18 protein-coding genes are annotated in these 16,702 nt (G+C 73.3%); 1 reads left to right on the plus strand and 17 read right to left on the minus strand.

The features are described from left to right. Positions 1 to 124: 124 nt before the first annotated feature. From lgt to ACY3FI_RS08820, 14 genes are all read right to left on the minus strand, one after another. Positions 125 to 1,120 carry a prolipoprotein diacylglyceryl transferase gene (gene lgt, locus ACY3FI_RS08755; RefSeq protein WP_462547149.1) on the minus strand — a complete coding sequence of 332 codons (996 nt, stop codon included), beginning with the start codon at positions 1,118 to 1,120 and terminating at the stop codon, positions 125 to 127. A gap of 202 nt (positions 1,121 to 1,322) precedes the next feature. Next, positions 1,323 to 2,132, minus strand: coding sequence for a tryptophan synthase subunit alpha (trpA, locus tag ACY3FI_RS08760; protein ID WP_462547150.1), 810 nt, complete (start codon positions 2,130 to 2,132; stop codon positions 1,323 to 1,325). After that, positions 2,129 to 3,343: a tryptophan synthase subunit beta gene (gene trpB, locus ACY3FI_RS08765; RefSeq protein ID WP_462547151.1), complete on the minus strand. Its 1,215-nt coding sequence runs from the start codon at positions 3,341 to 3,343 to the stop codon at positions 2,129 to 2,131. Before trpB ends, trpA begins: the two co-directional genes overlap by 4 nt. A 107-nt stretch (positions 3,344 to 3,450) precedes the next feature. After that, positions 3,451 to 4,251, minus strand: coding sequence for an indole-3-glycerol phosphate synthase TrpC (gene trpC / locus ACY3FI_RS08770; RefSeq protein ID WP_462550333.1), 801 nt, complete (start codon positions 4,249 to 4,251; stop codon positions 3,451 to 3,453). A 16-nt stretch (positions 4,252 to 4,267) separates the two neighbouring features. After that, the gene (locus ACY3FI_RS08775; protein ID WP_462547152.1) at positions 4,268 to 4,507 is read right to left on the minus strand and encodes a DUF6704 family protein; all 240 of its coding nucleotides are present in this window, start codon (positions 4,505 to 4,507) and stop codon (positions 4,268 to 4,270) included. Continuing rightward, positions 4,504 to 5,220 carry a Trp biosynthesis-associated membrane protein gene (locus ACY3FI_RS08780; protein ID WP_462547153.1) on the minus strand — a complete coding sequence of 239 codons (717 nt, stop codon included), beginning with the start codon at positions 5,218 to 5,220 and terminating at the stop codon, positions 4,504 to 4,506. Before ACY3FI_RS08780 ends, ACY3FI_RS08775 begins: the two co-directional genes overlap by 4 nt. Beyond that, a complete protein-coding gene (locus tag ACY3FI_RS08785) occupies positions 5,217 to 6,761 on the minus strand; it encodes an anthranilate synthase component I (protein WP_462547154.1) in 1,545 nt (514 codons plus the stop codon). The genes ACY3FI_RS08780 and ACY3FI_RS08785 overlap by 4 nt, the downstream gene beginning before the upstream one ends. Beyond that, positions 6,758 to 7,207, minus strand: a complete 450-nt coding sequence (gene hisI / locus ACY3FI_RS08790) for a phosphoribosyl-AMP cyclohydrolase (protein ID WP_462547155.1) — start codon at positions 7,205 to 7,207, stop codon at positions 6,758 to 6,760. Before hisI ends, ACY3FI_RS08785 begins: the two co-directional genes overlap by 4 nt. A 25-nt stretch (positions 7,208 to 7,232) precedes the next feature. Further along, positions 7,233 to 8,030, minus strand: coding sequence for an imidazole glycerol phosphate synthase subunit HisF (gene hisF, locus ACY3FI_RS08795; RefSeq protein ID WP_462547156.1), 798 nt, complete (start codon positions 8,028 to 8,030; stop codon positions 7,233 to 7,235). Next, positions 8,027 to 8,866 carry an ATP phosphoribosyltransferase gene (gene hisG / locus ACY3FI_RS08800; protein ID WP_111226125.1) on the minus strand — a complete coding sequence of 280 codons (840 nt, stop codon included), beginning with the start codon at positions 8,864 to 8,866 and terminating at the stop codon, positions 8,027 to 8,029. Before hisG ends, hisF begins: the two co-directional genes overlap by 4 nt. Positions 8,867 to 8,939: 73 nt before the next feature. Continuing rightward, positions 8,940 to 9,203 (minus strand): phosphoribosyl-ATP diphosphatase, encoded by a 264-nt coding sequence (locus ACY3FI_RS08805; RefSeq protein WP_058726551.1) that lies wholly within the window; start codon positions 9,201 to 9,203, stop codon positions 8,940 to 8,942. Between the two features lie 89 nt (positions 9,204 to 9,292). Further along, on the minus strand, positions 9,293 to 9,952 hold the full coding sequence (gene rpe, locus ACY3FI_RS08810) for a ribulose-phosphate 3-epimerase (protein WP_462547157.1): 660 nt from the start codon (positions 9,950 to 9,952) through the stop codon (positions 9,293 to 9,295). A 36-nt stretch (positions 9,953 to 9,988) separates the two neighbouring features. Then, entirely contained in the window at positions 9,989 to 11,512 is a 1,524-nt protein-coding gene (locus ACY3FI_RS08815) for an RsmB/NOP family class I SAM-dependent RNA methyltransferase (protein WP_462547158.1), read from the minus strand. A gap of 104 nt (positions 11,513 to 11,616) precedes the next feature. Beyond that, on the minus strand, positions 11,617 to 12,549 hold the full coding sequence (locus tag ACY3FI_RS08820; protein ID WP_462547159.1) for a methionyl-tRNA formyltransferase: 933 nt from the start codon (positions 12,547 to 12,549) through the stop codon (positions 11,617 to 11,619). Positions 12,550 to 12,643: 94 nt separating this feature from the next. Here ACY3FI_RS08820 and ACY3FI_RS08825 point away from each other — a divergent pair, with 94 nt between their 5' ends. After that, complete coding sequence (locus tag ACY3FI_RS08825; RefSeq protein ID WP_462547160.1) at positions 12,644 to 13,099, plus strand: DUF4383 domain-containing protein; 456 nt, start codon at positions 12,644 to 12,646, stop codon at positions 13,097 to 13,099. A gap of 96 nt (positions 13,100 to 13,195) precedes the next feature. Here the strand turns inward: ACY3FI_RS08825 and ACY3FI_RS08830 are convergent, their stop codons facing one another. From ACY3FI_RS08830 to rpoZ, 3 genes are read right to left on the minus strand one after another with little or no spacing between them, the layout of a single operon-like run. Then, a complete protein-coding gene (locus ACY3FI_RS08830) occupies positions 13,196 to 15,205 on the minus strand; it encodes a primosomal protein N' family DNA-binding protein (RefSeq protein WP_462547161.1) in 2,010 nt (669 codons plus the stop codon). Between the two features lie 7 nt (positions 15,206 to 15,212). Next, the gene (metK, locus tag ACY3FI_RS08835) at positions 15,213 to 16,427 is read right to left on the minus strand and encodes a methionine adenosyltransferase (RefSeq protein ID WP_462547162.1); all 1,215 of its coding nucleotides are present in this window, start codon (positions 16,425 to 16,427) and stop codon (positions 15,213 to 15,215) included. Positions 16,428 to 16,432: 5 nt separating this feature from the next. Next, positions 16,433 to 16,696, minus strand: a complete 264-nt coding sequence (rpoZ, locus tag ACY3FI_RS08840) for a DNA-directed RNA polymerase subunit omega (protein WP_065959155.1) — start codon at positions 16,694 to 16,696, stop codon at positions 16,433 to 16,435. Positions 16,697 to 16,702 lie beyond the last annotated feature (6 nt).

Consider the following 16,702-nt stretch of genomic DNA (forward strand, 5'->3'; position numbering starts at 1 on the left):
GGAGTTGCCCCGTCGGCGTGCGAGGTGTCGGCCCGCTTGTGGCGGACCCGGAGGGAGGTGGTGCGGCTCTGGGCTGCTGGTCGTCGGCACCGGCGGAGACCGGCGACGCGGGAGGGGTGCTTCCCTAGGCTCGACCAGCGGCGGTCGGGACCGGATCGGAGCCCTCGACGGGCGCCGCGGCGTCGTCGTCGTGTTCCGACCAGGTGTCGTCCGAGTCTACATCGGACTTCGCGCGCGGCCCGCGACCCGGCAGGTACGGGCTCGGCTCGGCGCCGGTGTGCCGTCGCGTCTGCACGAGGAAGACGATGATGCCGATCAGGATCGCGGCGAAGGCCATCCAGACGTTCGTGCGGATGCCGGCGAAGGTCTCGCTCGTGTCGACGCGGATGGACTCGAGCACGGAGCGGCCGGTGCCGTACCAGATCAGGTACAGGGCCATGACCTTGCCCCACTGCAGCCGGAAGCGCTTGTCGAGCAGCAGGATCACCACGACGCCGCAGACGTTCCAGATGATCTCGTAGAGGAACGTCGGGTGGAACAGCGTGCCCTCCGGCAGGCCCTTCGGGAACGCCGCGTTCGACGACTCGATCTGCAGCCCCCACGGCAGGCTGGTCGGCATGCCGAACAGCTCGTGGTTGAAGTAGTTGCCGAGGCGACCGAACGCCTGTGCGAGCAGCACACCCGGCGCGATCGCGTCGATCAGCGAGGTGAAGCGGAGGCCGACCTGACGGCAGCCGATCCAGGCGCCGACGGAGCCGAGGATGAGCGCCCCGAAGATCGCGAGGCCGCCCTCCCAGACGTAGAGGAAGCTCAGCGGGTCGCGGCCCGGACCGAAGTAGTCGCTGACGTGGGTGAAGACGTGGAACAGCCGTCCACCGATGATGCCCAGCGGCACCGCCCAGATCGCGATGTCGATGATGATCCAGCGCTCGACCCCCCGGGCGTTGAGCCGACGGTTGGCGAGCACGACCGCCGCGACGATCCCGAGCAGGATGCAGATCGCGTAGGCGTGGATGCGGAAGTCGAGCGGCAACGACCAGCCGAACACGTCACGCAGCCACGCGGTCAGGTCGAAGTACTGCCACGCGGTGCTCGGGCTCGGGATGCTCAGGAGGGCCATTGCGGTGCTGTCGCCTTTCGGTGCTGGCTGGGCCGACGGCCGACGCACGCGTCGGCCCCGATCACTGTAGCGCGGGCAGAGGGGTGGGCAGGACCGCGGCGGACGGTCCTGTGGGAACCGTGACCCGACGGACGCCAGGCGCGGTGCAGGTGACCGGTGTCGGTCACCTGCACCGCGCCTCCTGTACGAGGCAGGTGGACCGTCAGCGGCGCTGCGCGCCGGCCGTGAGGTCTGCCGCCCGGTCCGCCACACCCTGCACGCCCAGGTCGGCGAGGGCGCGCACGAACGCGGAGCCGACGATCGCGCCGTCGGCGTACTCGAGCACCTCGGCCACCTGGTCGGCCGTCGAGATGCCGAGGCCGACACAGGTGCGCTCGACGCCCGCGTCCCGCAGGCGGGACACGACCGTGCGCGCGGCGGTGTCGACGCCGACCCGGGCGCCGGTGACGCCCATCGTGGAGACCGCGTAGACGAAGCCGCGGCTCGTCTCGACCGCCTGGCGCATCCGGGTGTCGGTGGAGGACGGGGCGGCGAGGAAGACCCGGTCGAGGCCGGTCCGCTCGGACGCGCTGATCCACGCGCCGCCCTCGTCCGGGATGAGGTCGGGCGTGATGAGGCCGGAGGCGCCCGCGGCGACGAGTTCGTCGGCGAACCGCTCGACGCCGTACCGGAGCACCGGGTTCCAGTACGTCATCACGAGGACGGGGACGTCGGCGCGGCTGGTGATCTCGTGCACCGCGTCGAAGACCTGCGCGACCTTGAACCCGTTCGCCAGGCTCTCCTCGGCCGCGCGCTGGATGACCGGGCCGTCCATCACCGGGTCCGAGTACGGCAGGCCGAGCTCGATGACGTCCACGCCGTTCTCGGCGAGGGCGACGGCGGCGTCGACGCTCGTCTGCACGTCGGGGAAGCCGGCCGGCAGGTAGCCGACGACGGCGCCGGCGCGCTCGGCGTTCGCCGCGTCGATGGTGGTCGCGACGGAGTGGCCCGTCGTCCGTTCGTCCGTGCTCACAGCTGCACCGCGTTCTCGTCGAGGATCCCGAAGTACCGGCTCGCGGACGCCACGTCCTTGTCGCCACGTCCGGAGAGGTTGACCAGGATGACGCCGTCGGGGCCGAGCTCCTTGCCGAGCTTGATCGCGCCCGCCAGGGCGTGCGACGACTCGATCGCGGGGAGGATGCCCTCGGTGCGGCTGAGGAGGCGGAAGGCCTCCATGGCCTCGGCGTCGGTGATCGGCTCGTAGGTCGCGCGGCCGATCGAGGCGAGGTAGGCGTGCTCCGGGCCGACGCTCGGGTAGTCGAGGCCGGCGGAGATGCTGTGGCTCTCGATCGTCTGGCCGTCCTCGTCCTGCATGAGGTACGACATCGTCCCCTGCAGCACGCCGGTGCGGCCGAGGGAGATGCTCGCGGCGTGGCGCCCGGTCTCGATGCCGTCCCCGCCCGCCTCGTACCCGTGCAGGCGGACGGACTCGTCGTCGAGGAACGCCTCGAAGATGCCCATCGCGTTCGACCCGCCGCCGACGCACGCGGCGACCGCGTCCGGCAGCCGACCGACCTTGTCGAGCACCTGCTGCCGGGCCTCTTCGCCGATCACCTTGTGGAACTCACGGACCATCTCCGGGAACGGGTGCGGGCCGGCGACCGTGCCGAGCAGGTAGTGCGTCGAGTCGACGTTCGCCACCCAGTCGCGGAGCGCGTCGTTGATCGCGTCCTTCAGGGTGCGCGAACCCGTCTCGACCGGGATCACCTCGGCGCCGAGCAGGCGCATCCGGGCGACGTTGAGGGCCTGGCGCTCGGTGTCGACCGCGCCCATGTAGACGACGCAGTCCATGCCGAACAGCGCCGCCGCGGTGGCGGTGGCGACACCGTGCTGACCGGCGCCGGTCTCGGCGATCAGGCGGGTCTTGCCGAGCCGCTTCGCCACGAGCGCCTGGCCCAGCACGTTGTTGATCTTGTGCGAGCCGGTGTGGTTGAGGTCCTCGCGCTTGAGGATCACCCGGGCGCCACCGGCGTGCTTCGCGAACCGCGGCACCTCGGTGATGATCGACGGACGACCGGTGTAGTCGCGCTGGAGGGTGTCGAGCTCCTCGCGGAAGGCCGGGTCGGCCCAGGCCTCGCGGAAGGCGGCTTCGAGTTCGTCGAGGGCGAGCACGAGCGACTCGGGGACGAAGCGTCCGCCGAAGTCGCCGAAGTACGGGCCCTGCAGGTCGCGGAGTGAGGTCACGATGGGTCTCCCGGGAGGTGCCGGACGCGGAGCGCGGGACGCGGTGCGGTCGGCGGGGACGGAGCCGTTCCGGCCGGCGGGGCCGGTGGACGACTGGTGGGCGTCGCTCAGCCGCGGGGACGGCCGAGGCCGTCCGCTGCGGCGACGAAGGACGCGAGGGTGGCGGCGGGGTCGTCGCCCGTGACGAGCGCCTCACCCACCAGGACGACGTCGGCACCCGCGCTGCGGTAGTGCGCGACGTCGGCGGGACCGGCGACGGCCGACTCGGCGACGCGGACGACCCCGTCGGGGATCCGGTCGGCGAGGGAGCCGAACAGGTCGCGGTCCAGCGAGAAGTCGGTCAGGTCGCGGGCGTTCACGCCGAGGATCCGCGCGCCGGCGTCGAGGCCACGTGCGACCTCGTCGGCGGAGTGTGCCTCGACGAGGACCCGCATGCCGAGTTCCTCGGCCAGGGCGTGCAGCTCGACGAGGCGGGCCTGGTCGAGCGCCGCGACGATCAGCAGCACGAGGTCGGCGCCGGACGCCCGCGCCTCGATCACCTGGTACGGGTCCGCGATGAAGTCCTTGCGGAGCACCGGCACGCCGACCCGGGCCTTCACGGCCTCGAGGTCGGCGAGGCTGCCGAGGAACTTCCGCCCCTCGGTGAGCACGCTGATCGTCGACGCCCCACCGCGCTCGTAGTCGGCGGCGAGGGCGGCCGGGTCCTCGATGGCGGCCATCGACCCGCGGGACGGGCTGGCGCGCTTGACCTCGGCGAGGATCTTCACCCGGTCGCCCGGTGCCAGGAAGTCGAGGGCGTCGAGCGGGGACGCGACGCGGTCGAGGTCACGCTCGACGTCCGCGTACGGACGGTCGAGGCGACGGGCCGCGGCGTCCTCGAGCGCACCGGCGACGAGGGTCTCGAGCACGTTCGCCATGCGGGACCTACTCGCCGTGGTGCTTGGGGACGAACTTCGGGCCGTCGACGCCGTAGCCCGCGCGCTTCATGACCGCGCCGACGACGAGGCCGATGACCACCACGGCAGCGGAGGCCCAGACGCCCCAGGCCTGGTCGAACCAGAAGAACAGCGTGCCGGCCGCGAATCCGATCAGCATGATCACGACGGCGGTCCAGGCTGCCGGCGAGTGGCCTTCGCCGAGTTCTGCGGGCTCAGTGTTGCTCACGGTGCTCCTCGTTCTGTTCCGGCGTCGTCGTCTGACCGGCGCCGATCCGATCCTACCGTGTCGTCCGGCGCGGCTCCCCCGGCCGCGCCGCCCGCGGCCGGCTCGACCTCGGTCGGGTCGACGCCGGCGCTGAGGTCGTCCCAGTCGACGACGGCGTCACGCTGCACGGGGGCCGCTGCACGGGCCTGCGCCTGCGCCCCGGCCGTCGCCGCGCCGTACTTCCGACTCGGGCCCGGCCACGAGCGCTGCACGACGAGCACCACGATCCCGAGCACGACCGCGAGGGCCCCGCCCACGATGCCGACCACCGGCCAGCCGGACACGTCCACACTCGACACCGCTCGGCGCACGGCACCGAGGTCGCTGACCCCGGCCACCTCACCCACCGCGCTCTTCGCCGCGGCCACCGGGTCGGTGAGCGCCACGATGCCGGTCGCGACCACCCCGAGGCCGAGCAGCACCTCGATGCAGGCGAGCACGACCCGGACGACGGGCCCGGCGATGGTCATCGCGAGGAACAGCGCGAGGCTGGCGATGGCGAGCGCGGTGTACTGCGGCACGACGGCGGCACCGTCGGCGTCCACCGTGGACCGGACGGCGGACCCGGTCTGCAGGTGCACGATGAACCAGGTCTGCGTCCACGCGAGCATGATCAGCCCGGCGACCGCGAGGCCCGCGACGACGACGAGCGGTCGGGAGCGGCGGGACGTCACGGGCGCACCTCGCGCATCCGGTTGGCGGTCGCCACCGCGCGCAGCGGCGCCGCGGCCTTGTTGACGGCCTCGGCGTGCTCGGTCGCGGGGTCCGAGTCGGCGACGAGCCCGGCACCGGCCTGCACCCGCGCGACCCCGTCCTGGATCAGGGCGGTCCGGATGGCGATCGCGAGGTCGGCGTCCCCGGCGAAGTCGAAGTACCCGACGACGCCCGCGTAGGCACCGCGGGTCGCCGGTTCGAGCTCGTCGATGATCTCGAGCGCGCGCGGCTTCGGCGCCCCGGAGAGCGTGCCGGCCGGGAACGTCGCCCGGAAGACGTCGATCGCGGTCGCGTCCGGACGGACGGCCCCCTCGACGCTCGACACGAGGTGCATGATGTGACTGAACCGCTCGACCGTCATGAACTCGGTCACGGCGACCGTGCCGGGCTCGCACACCTTCTGCAGGTCGTTGCGCGCCAGGTCGACGAGCATGAGGTGCTCGGCGCGCTCCTTCGGGTCCTCGAGCAGGTCCTCGCCGAACCGGACGTCCTCCTCCGGGGTGGCGCCGCGGGGCCGGGAACCTGCGATCGGGTGCGTGATGGCCCGTCCGGCCTGCACCTTCACGAGGGCCTCGGGCGAGGCGCCGACGATCCAGTAGGGGTCGCCCGCTGTGTCGGCGAGCGACAGGAAGTACATGTACGGGCTCGGGTTGAGCGTCCGCAGCACGCGGTAGACGTCGAGCGGTTCGGCGGTGACCTCGTGGTCGAAGCGCTGCGAGATGACGACCTGGAACACGTCGCCGTCGCGGATGAAGTCCTTCGACCGCGTGACGGCGGCCATGTACTCGTCCGGCGTCGAGCGGTGCGTCGGGGTCGGCTCGGCGATGTCGAACGCCTCGGCCACGGTGGCGACGGACGGCTGCACGAGGTCGCCCTGCATGCGGTCGAGCCGGGACTGGGCGTCCGCCCACATCGTGTCGGCGTCGTCGGTGCCGTCGGCGAGGACGCTCGCGACGAGCAGCACGAGTCCGGTGCGGTGGTCGAGCGCGGCGAGCTCGGACACGAACGCGAGTGCCTGCCCGGGCACGGTGAAGTCCGACGGCGGGACGTCGGGCAGGTGTTCGAGCTGCCGGACGGCCTCCCACCCGATGAAGCCGACGGTGCCGCCGACGAGCGGCGGCGTGCCGGGGATGCGCGGCGTCGCCCAGCGCTCGTGCAGGCGCCCGAGCACCTCGAGCGGGGCTCCGTCGAGCGAGTCCACGGCGCGCGACGCGGGGATCCCGGTGTCCACCCACACGGCGCGGTCGCCGTCCTGCGTGAGCACGCCGAAGCTGCGCACGCCCACGAACGACCAGCGCGACCAGAGTCCGCCCTGGCCCGCGGACTCGAGCAGGAAGGACCCGGGTCGGCCGTCGGCGAGCTTCCGGTAGACGCCGACCGGCGTCTCGCTGTCCGCGTAGAGCGCGCGCACGACGGGGACGACCCGGTGGTCACCGAGGAGCGCGTCGAACTCCGCTCGGGAGGTCGTGTGCGGCTGCTCCGAGCCGGTCGCGGCCGTCACGGGGTCTCCTCCACTGCCGTGCTCGCCCCGGTCGACGACGGTGCCGTCGACGACGGTGCACCGGACGTCGCCGGGGACGGCGCGGACGCCGTCACCGGGTCGAGCGGGTCGACGTCGAAGCAGCGGTGCGCGCCGGTGTGGCACGCCGCGCCGACCTGCTGCACGGTGACGAGCAGCGTGTCGTCGTCGCAGTCGAGCGCCGCAGCGCGGACGTACTGGGCGTGCCCGGAGGTGTCGCCCTTCCGCCAGTACTCCTGCCGGGATCGCGACCAGAAGGTCACCCGCCCCTCCGTGAGGGTGCGGCGGAGGGCTTCCCGGTCCATGTAGCCGAGCATGAGGACGTCCTTCGTGGACTCCTCCTGCACGACGGCGGGGAGCAACCCGTCGAGCCCGAACCGTGCGCGGTCGAGGACCGCGTCCGTGCTGGTGCTGGTGCTGTCGGTCATGAGGCTCCTAGCCTACGGCGGCGGGTCAGCGGACCGGGTGCCCGGCCGCGCGCAGCGCGGCCTTGACGTCCCCGATGGTCATCTCGCCGCGGTGGAAGACACTGGCGGCGAGGACCGCGTCGGCGCCCGCCTCGACGGCCGGGGCGAAGTGGTCGACGCGCCCCGCGCCTCCGGAGCCGATCACCGGCACCGAGGAGACCGCACGGACCGCGGCGATGAGGTCGAGGTCGAACCCCTCCTTCGTGCCGTCCGCGTCGATCGAGTTGACGAGCAGTTCGCCGGCGCCGCGCTCCACGCCCTCGCGGGCCCACGTGATGGCGTCGAGGTCGGATTCCGTGCGGCCGCCGTGCGTCGTGACGACGAAGCCCGAGGGCATCCGGTCACTGCGCTTGACGTCGAGCGACAGCACGACCGCCTGCGCGCCGAAGCGGTCCGCGATCTCGCCGACCAGGGCGGGGCGGGCGATCGCGGCGCTGTTCACGCCGATCTTGTCCGCGCCGCACTGCTGCAGCCGCGAGACGTCGTCGACGCTCCGCACGCCGCCGCCGACCGTGAGCGGGATGAAGACCTGCTCGGCGGTGCGGGTGACGGTCTCGTACATCGTGGCGCGGTTCTCGACCGTGGCCCCGACGTCGAGGAACGTCAGCTCGTCGGCGCCCTGCTCGTAGTAGCGGGCGGCGAGCTCGACGGGGTCGCCGGCGTCCTGCAGGTCGAGGAAGTTGACGCCCTTGACGACCCGGCCGCCTTGCACGTCGAGGCACGGCACGACCCGCACGGCCACGCCGCCCTGCGCCGCGGGGGTGCCCGTCGTCGGGGTGCTCACAGGCGCGCGGCGTGGATCGGGCTGACCAGGATCGCGCGGGCGCCGAGGTCGTAGAGCGCGTCCATGATGAGGTTGGCGTCCTCGCGCGGGATCATCACCCGCACGGCCGACCAGTCGCGGCCGTGCAGCGGGGAGACCGTCGGGGACTCGATGCCGGACGCCACCGCGGTCGCCTGCTCGAGCAGGTCGGTCGGGATGTCGTAGTCGAGCATCACGTAGCCGCGGGCGACCAGGACGCCCTGCAGCCGACGGCGGAGGACGTCGATGCCGGGGATGGTCTCGTCGGTCGAGATGAGCAGCGCCGTCGACTCCAGGATGACCGGGCCGAAGATCTCGAGGCCGGCCGCGCGGAGCGTGCTGCCGGTCGACACGACGTCGGCCACCGCGTCCGCGACGCCGAGCCGGACCGCGCTCTCCACGGCACCGTCGAGCTTCACGAGGGTCGCGGTGACGCCGTGCTGCGCGAGGAACTCCCCGACCAGGCCCGGGTAGCTCGTCGCCACCCGCACGCCGTCGAGGTCCTGCAGGTCGGTGAACCGGCCGGGTGTGCCGGCGAACCGGAACGTCGAGTCGGCGAACCCGAGCGCATCGACCTCGTGTGCCGCCGAGCCGGAGTCGAGCAGGAGGTCGCGGCCGGTGATGCCGACGTCGAGCGCACCCGAGCCGACGTACGTCGCGATGTCCCGCGGCCGCAGGAAGAAGAACTCGACGCCGTTGCGCTCGTCGAGCAGGTGGAGCGCCTTCGGGTCACGGCGACCGGCGTACCCGGCCTCCTTGAGCATCTCGGAGGCGGTCTCGGACAGCGAGCCCTTGTTGGGCACGGCGATGCGGAGCATCAGGTCTGCTTTCTGGTGGAGGTCGGTGACGGCTGGAGGTGGCTGCTGCGCCGATCGGCGCTGCCAGCGCTGCCTACAGATGTCGCCAGACGTCCGCCGGGGTGAGCCCCTTCGCGACCATGAGGACCTGCAGGTGGTAGATCAGCTGCGAGATCTCCTCCGAGGTGCGCTCGTCGCCCTCGTACTCCGCCGCCATCCAGACCTCGGCGGCCTCTTCCACGATCTTCTTGCCGATCTGGTGCACGCCGGCGTCCAGTTCGGCGACGGTGCCGGAGCCCTCGGGGCGCGTCCGCGCCTTCTCGGTCAGCTCCGCGAACAGGTCGTCGAACGTCTTCACGGGGACCAGGCTACCGTCCTGCGCGCCCGCGTCCGACGCACCGTCCGGACGGGAGGCACGCCCCGCCGCCGCCGCGTCGCTCGCCGCGGTCACGCGCGGGCCGCCGCGGCCGCTTCGCGCAGGTCCGCGATGCGCTGCGCCGGCTCGCCGCCGTAGACGGCGGAGCCCGCCACGAGCGTGTCGGCACCGCTCCGCACGGCCTCGGGCACGGTGTCCACCGCGATGCCGCCGTCGACCTCGAGCCAGACGTCGAGCCCGGAGGCGTCGACCGCGGCGCGGGCGTCGGCGAGCTTCGGCATCACCGACGGCATGAACGACTGGCCGCCGAAGCCCGGCTCGACCGTCATGAGCAGGATCATGTCGTAGGCGTCGAGGTGGTGCAGGACCTGCGTGATCGGCGTGCCCGGCTTCACCGCGACCGCCGCACGGGCGCCGTTCGAACGGATCGCGGCAGCGGTCGCCACCGGGTCGTCCGCCGTCTCGAAGTGGAACGTGACGCTCGACGCACCCGTCTCGGCGTACTTCGGTGCCTGCGTGTCGGCATCGGTGATCATGAGGTGCACGTCGAGCGGCACCGGGGAGACCTCCTGCAGGCGCTGCACGATCGGCAGGCCCAGCGTGAGGTTCGGCACGAAGTGGTTGTCCATCACGTCGACGTGCACGAGGTCGGCGCTCTCGATGCGGTGCAGCTCCCGCTCGAGGTTCGCGAAGTCGGCGGACAGGATGCTCGGCGAGATGCGGATGGTCACCCGCCAACCCTACCGAGCGCCGCTCGACCCCCGGCGTCAGGCCGAGCGGCGGAACAGGGCGACGAACATCGCGTCCGTGCCGATCCGGTGGGGCCAGAGCTGCGCGACCGGGCCGTCCGCCACCTGCGGGTCCCGAGCCGCAACGGCGCGCAGGACACCGGCGGTGTCGAGCTGCTCGAGGACGTCGCCGTGCCGTGCCATCAGCGCGTCGACCTGCCCACGCGTCTCCGCGAGGTGCGGCGAGCACGTCACGTAGGCGAGCGTGCCGCCCGGCGCGAGCGCGCGGACCGCGGCGTCGAGCAGCTCGGCCTGCAGCGCCGCGAGCTCGGGGACGTCCTCGGGCTGCTTCCGCCACCGTGCCTCGGGTCGACGCCGGAGTGCGCCGAGGCCGGTGCACGGCGCGTCGAGGAGGATCCGGTCGAAGCGCTCGTCCTCGGGCCGACCGAACCGCCGACCGTCGCCCTCGACGACGGTCACGGTCCGCTCGTACCCGGTGAGGGCCTTCCGCACCAGTCCGGCACGCGCCGGAACGAGTTCGTTCGCGACGAGGGTCGCGCCGCCCTGCTCGGCCTCGGCCGCGAGGAGCGCCGCCTTGCCGCCGGGTCCGGCACACATGTCGAGCCACCGCTCCCCCGCCCGCACGGCGGACGAGCGGCTCAGCGCGAGGGCCGCGAGCTGCGACCCCTCGTCCTGCACCCGCATCCGGCCGGCGGCCACCCCCGGCACCCGCGCGGGGTCGCCGACGATGCCGCGGACGCCGACCGGCGAGACCGGACTCGCGTCCGCCACCACGACGGTGGACGGAACGGGAGGCGCGGTGTCGGACGCGTCGTCCGCCGCGCTGCCGTCGTCGGTCGCGTCCGGGGCGTCGGTCCGGTCCGCCGCATCGGTGGTGGTGGCGGCGTCGTCGTCCGCCGCCTCGGCATCGGCATCGGCATCGGTCGAGGCGGCGGTCGCGGTCCGCACGTCCTCGTCGGTGGCGCGACCCGGCAGCGCCACGAGCTGCACCCGCGGCGCGACGTTGTCGGCGGCGAGCAGCGCGGCGAGCTCGTCGCGGGACCGCTCGGCCGCGAGGGCGTCCCGCAGTGCGGACACGACCCACGCGGGGTGGGACCAGCGCGTCGCGAGCAGGGCGTCTCCCCCGCGGCCCGCGGTGATCGGCTCGTCCCACTCGGCGTCGGTGCGGGCGGCGACCTTCCGGAGGACGGCGTTCACGAAGCCCGTCGCACGGGTGGCGCCGACCTCGCGGGCGAGCTCGACGGTCGCGGAGACGGCGGCGTGCGTGGCGGTCCGCATCCCGAGGAGCTGGTGCGTCCCGAGTCGGAGGACGTCGAGCACGTCGGACTCGATGTTGTCGAGGCGTCGGCCCGAGGCGAGGGCGATCACGGCGTCGTAGCGCCCGAGCATCCGGATCGTGCCGTAGGTCAGCTCGGTGGCGAACGCGGCGTCGCGGGCGGCGAGGCCAGCACGCCGGATGCGCGCCGGGAGGAGGAGGTTCGCGTAGGCGTCGTCGACCTGCACGGCACGCAGGACGTCGAAGGCGACGCGTCGGGCGCTCACCGCACGGGGGCGCTGGGGACCGCGACGGCCCTGCCCACCGGAGCGCTGTCCGCCACGCCGCTGACCTCCGCTGCGCTGTCCGTCGGGTCGCTGACCGGTCGCGCTCACGAGAGGACCTTCCCGTCGAGGGTGCCGAGGCCCCGGGCCCACGCAGCGGCGTCCATCGCCTTCTTCCCGGCCGGTTGCACCTCGGTGAGGACGAGCGGCTCGTCGGCGGTCCCGACGAGCAGCCGCCCGTCGACGAGCCCGAGCGCGCCGGGCGCGAGGGACGGGGCGGAGGAGGGCGCGCCTCCCGACCGGGCGCTGCGGAGCAGCTTCACGCGGGTCTCGCCGAGGTGGGCGTACGCGCCGGGCTCGGGCGTCACGCCGCGGAGGTGGGCGTGCACGGCGGCGGCGGGCGCGGCGAAGTCGGTCCGACCGTCCTCGATGGTGGTCTTCGGCGCGAGCGTCGGCTCGCCGGTCTGCTCGTGCGCGACCGCGGTGCCGGCCGCCAGGCCGTCGACGACCCGGAGGACCGTGTCGGCGCCGCGCTCGGCCATGTCCGCGAGGACCTCGCCGGCGGTCGCCTCGGGGTCGATGTCGTACGGGTCGCTCGCGAAGACCGGGCCGGCGTCGAGCGCCTCGACGAGCTGGAAGACCGTCGCAGCGGTGCGGGCGTCGCCGGCCATCACGGCACGCTGCACGGGTGCGGCACCGCGGTACGCCGGCAGGTCCGAGAAGTGGAGGTTGATCCAGCCGAGCCGCGGGGCGTCCAGCGCCGGGCGGCGGAGGAGCGCGCCGTAGGCGACGATGACGCCGAGGTCGACCTCGAGCGCGGCGATCCGCGCGGTGACCGCATCGTCCACGCGGACCGCCTCGATCACCGGGAGGCCGAGCTCGACGGCGGTCTGCGCCACCGGCGTCGGCGTCAGGACGCGCTTGCGGCCCTGCGGGGTGGGTGGCCGGGTGAGCACGGCGGCGATCTCGTGGTCGGACGCCGCGAGACGGCGGAGGGTGGGGACGGCCGCAGCGGGGCTGCCGGCGACGACGAGGCGCATGGGTTCCATCGTCCCACGGGTGCGGTGTCCCCCGTGCGCGGACACCGGACCGTACTGGGAACGCGCCGTGACGGTGCTGGGTAGCGTGCGGGACATGAGCGACGTCACCACCTCCACCAACCGCTACGCCGGTTCCTCCATCCAGAAGGTCGCGCTCGTCGTCGGGATCGTCTTCCTGCTCGTCGGGATCGCCGGGTTCATCCCGGGCCTGACGACCGGCGACCTGGCCGGGGCGGGACACGACTCGATGGCGATGCTGCTCGGTGTCTTCCAGGTGTCGGTCCTGCACAACATCGTGCACCTGCTGTTCGGCGTCGTCGGGCTCCTCGCGGCGAACCGGGCTTCGGGGTCGCGCATGTACCTCGTCATCGGCGGCGTCGTGTACTTCGTGCTCTGGATCTACGGCCTGTTCACCGCGGGCCACGACTCCGGCGCGAACTTCGTGCCGCTGAACAGCGCTGACAACTGGCTGCACCTCGTGCTCGCCGTCGGCATGGTCGCGCTCGGCATCGTCTTCCCGCGCGAGCGTCGACGTCCGGTCGGGGCCTGACGCCACGCCCGGTCCTCGACGACGAACGACGTCCCCGCTGTCGTACGACAGCGGGGACGTCGTTCTCCGTCTCCACGGCAGCGGGCCCGGGCGCGGTCAGACCTCGGTGAAGGGCTCGGCGTCGTCCAGACGCACCCGGAGCGCGGGTGCCGCACGACGGCGGTTGCCGCCCGGCAGCACGCGGCGGGTCGACGAGCGCCGGATCACCTCGGCCTTCAGCGTCGCCGCCACCTGCGCGCCGTGCGCGTACGGGAAGCGCACGATCGACCGGACGGTCCCGGGCAGGGCGTCGTCGGCCACCGGCACCGGCCCGAGCACCGCGCCGGCTGTCAGGCCGTCGAGGGCGTCCACCGCGGCGGTGACGGCCTCGTCGGTGCCGGTCAGGGTCGCGACGCGGACCGCCGGCGGGAAGTGCAGTTCGCGCCGGTCCGCGAGTTCGTCGTGCGCGGGGCCGTCCAGCCGCCAGAGGGCCATCGCGGTTGCGAGCTTGCCGCCGATGCCGACGAGGTAGACCTCCGCTCCCGGGGCGCCCTTCGCCGCGGCGTTCGTCCAGAAGCGCAGCACGTCCTCCTGCACGCGGAGCCCTTCGCGCGCGAGCATCCGCTCCCCGTCCAGCAGCAGCACGCAGGCGTAGCCCCCGGGTACGGACGGCTCCGCGCCGCGGGTCGCCACGACGACGGCGGGTCGGGCGGGTACCTCGTCGAGCGGGCGGGACCCGTCCGCGACGACGATGCGCGTGCCGGGGAACGCGCGCCCGAGTTCGTCGGCGGTCCGTTGCGCTCCCTGCCCGACGGGCTTCACGGTGCCGTTGCCGCACGTCGGGCACCGGAAGCCGACCGCCAGCGCCCCGCAGAACCGGCACTGCGGCGTCGCACCGCGGTGCGGTTGTCCCAGCGGCCCGCCGCAGATCCGGCAGTGCGCTCGTTCGCCGCACTCGGCACAGACCAGCCCGGTGCCGAAGCCTGGGCTCGCGACCTGCACGAGGACCGGTCCGTGCTGGCTGGCCTCCCGGGCGGCGCGCCACGCCGTGCTCGGGATGCGGGCCTGCGCGGCGAAGCCCTCTGCACCGACCTGCTGCACGGTGGGGATCACCTTCGGGGAGGGCACCCGGTGCGGGGCCACCTCCTGCAGCCAGTGCAGCTCGACGAGCCGCTGCACGTCCGTGCTCCGCGCGTGCGAGACGAACAGGAGCGCGGCTCCGGACTGCGCGGCGCGGACGAGGGCGACGTCGCGGGCGTGGACGTACGGGGCCCGGGGCTCGGCGAAGGAGGCGTCGCCGTCGTCCCACATGGCGATGAGCCCGAGGTCGGCGGCCGGCGCGTAGACGGCGGCGCGGTTGCCGATCGCGACGACGGCGTGCGTGCGCGCCTGCAGGAGGGCCTTCGCACGTTGCCCGTTCGTCTGCTTGGCATCGAACCGGACGACCCGCTCGGGCGGCAGCACCGCGAGCAGGGCGCGTTCGAGGTCGGTGACGTCGCGGAAGTCGGGGACGGCGACGACCGCGGAGCGCTCGGCGGCGACGGCGTGCGCTGCCGCCTGGGCGACGGTGGCTGCCCAACCCGGCACCCACACCGGTTCGGCGGCGGCATCGGCCGGGGTGCCCTGCGCGACCGGGGTGAGCGCCACCGGGTGCGGCACCGCGGCGACCGCAGCGCGCCCGCGGTCGGTGACCAGCGCCTCCAGGACGCCCTCGGCGTACCCGGTGACGGGCGGTGCGACGACCGACGGCGGCGACCACTCCGGGTCCCGCGCCAGCCAGGCCTTCTCGGCGCGCACCTGCCGGGGCGGCACCGCCAGTCGGAGCACGTCCGAGGCGACTCCGGCAGCGCGGTCGGCCACGGCGCGGGCGAGCCGCCAGACCTCCGGCGCGAGGACCGGGACGGGCGACACGACCTGCTCGACCGGGCTGAGCTCGCCCGGCCAGTCCCCTTCGGAGACCACCTCGACGACGTACGCGTCGGACATCCGTGCACCGGTGCGCAGCGGCACCTTCACCCGGACCCCCGGCACGCAGTCGTCCTCGAGCCCGGCCGGCACCCGGTAGTCGAACAGACGGTCCAACTGCGGGAGCGGCGAGTCGAGGACGACGCGCGCGACGGTGGTCACACGGTGCCTAGACGGCGGCGGCGACGAGTCCTGCGGCGGCGCGGAGTTCCTCGACGCGGTCGAGCTGCTCCCAGGTGAACCCGGGGAGCTCACGGCCGAAGTGGCCGTACGCGGCGGTCTGCGCGTAGCGCGGCTTGAGGAGGTCGAGATCGCGGATGATCGCGGCCGGACGCAGGTCGAACACCTGCAGGATCGCGGCCTCGATCGTGGCGTCGTCGACGTGCCCGGTGCCGAACGACTCGACGTACAGCCCGACCGGCTTCGCACGGCCGATCGCGTACGCGACCTGCACCTCGAGTCGGTCCGCGAGCCCCGCGGCGACCGCGTTCTTCGCGACCCAGCGCAGCGCGTACGCCGCCGAACGGTCGACCTTCGACGGGTCCTTGCCGCTGAACGCGCCACCACCGTGCCGGGAGGCCCCGCCGTACGTGTCGACGATCACCTTGCGGCCCGTGAGTCCGGCGTCGCCCTGCGGGCCACCGATCTCGAACCGGCCGGTGGGGTTCACGATCACGTCGACGTGCGAGGAGTCCAGTTCGACGAGGTCGAGCACCGGACGGATGACGTGCTCGGTGATCTGCGCGGTGAGCTCGTCGAGCGTCACCGCCGGCGAGTGCTGCGTGGAGAGCACGACGGTCTCGACGGTCTTCGGCACGACGCCGTCGTACCCCACCGTGACCTGCGTCTTGCCGTCCGGGCGGAGGAAGTCGAGCACGCCCGTCTTGCGGACCTCGGCCAGCCGCTCCGCGAGGCGGTGCGCGAGCCAGATCGCGACGGGCATGTACTCGGGCGTCTCGTTCGTCGCGAAGCCGAACATGATGCCCTGGTCACCCGCGCCCTGGCGGTCGAGCGGGTCCACCCCGGTGCCGGAACGGCTGTCGAGCGACTCGTCGACGCCCTGGGCGATGTCCGGCGACTGCGCGCCGATCGACACCTCGACACCGCAGGTGCGGCCGTCGAAGGAGACCTCGGACGAGTTGTAGCCGATCCCCGTGATGACGTCACGGACGAGCTTCGGGATCTCCACGTAGCCGGACGTCGTGACCTCGCCGGCGACGTGCACCAGGCCCGTCGTCACCATCGTCTCGACGGCGACGCGCGCGTGCGGGTCGACCGTGAGCAGTGCGTCGAGGATCGTGTCCGAGATCTGGTCACAGATCTTGTCGGGGTGCCCCTCCGTCACCGACTCGGACGTGAAGAGGCGCAGCTTGGTGCTCGTCACCGCGATCAGTCGGAGGGCTGCTGCTGCTTGGTGACCGTGAGCTTGTCCTCGTTGATCTCGTGCAGCGCGACGGACAGCGGCTTGTCGTCGATCGTCGAGTCGACCAGCGGGCCCACGTTGTCGAAGAGCGAACCCTCGTGCAGGTCGGCGTAGTAGTCGTTGATCTGGCGCGCGCGCTTGGAGGCGAAGATGACGAGCGCGTACTTCGACTCGACCTTGGCGAGCAGGTCGTCGATGGGCGGGTCGATGATGCCCTGGGGGTTGGCCATGGGGTT

The sequence above is a fragment of the Curtobacterium sp. RM9 genome, assembly GCF_054956955.1.